The sequence below is a fragment of the Blastococcus sp. CCUG 61487 genome, assembly GCF_005222955.1.
Classification (GTDB): Bacteria; Actinomycetota; Actinomycetes; order Mycobacteriales; family Geodermatophilaceae; genus Blastococcus.
Map to the genome: position 1 here is coordinate 1 of NZ_LWUA01000174.1, position 582 is coordinate 582.

1 pseudogene is annotated in these 582 nt (G+C 80.9%); it reads left to right on the forward strand.

Features of this window, described 5'->3' with window-relative positions:
- A pseudogene (locus A6V29_RS20835) lies at positions 1 to 582 on the forward strand (SMC family ATPase); the annotation flags it as partial.

Sequence of the window (582 nt, forward strand, 5' to 3'; positions counted from 1 at the left end):
GACCTGCGCGCGCAGCGGCTCGACGGCATGGCCGCCGAGCTGGCCGCCGGCCTCGAGGACGGCTGCGCGTGCCCGGTGTGCGGTGCGGCGGAGCACCCGTCGCCCGCGGTGCCGGGCGGGCCGCTGGTCACCCGGGAGCAGGAGGACGCGGCGCGCGTCGCCGCCGAGCAGGCGGAGGCGCGCTGGACCGCTGCCCACGAGGTCGCCGCGACGACGGAGCGGGAGCTCGCCGCCTGCCGGGCGCAGGCGGGCACCGAGCCGATCGCCGCGCAGGAGACGGAGCTCGCCGCCACGGTCATCGAGCAGCGCACCACCCAGGAGCTCGCCGCGGGCCTGGCGTCCGCGCGAGCCGTCCTCGAGGCGGCACGAGCCCAGCGGGAGGCCGAGTCCGGCGCCCTCGCGGCCGACCGCGAGGAGCTCGGTCGGCAGCAGGCGGCGGTGACCGCGCTCCGCTCGGCGCTCGCCGACGTCACCGCGCAGCTCGCCGCGGCTCGCGGCGAGGACGCCGACCTGCCGGCGCGGATCGCCCGGCTCGGCGACGAGGCCCAGCGGTGCGAGGCCCTGGTGGCCGCGGCGGCCGAC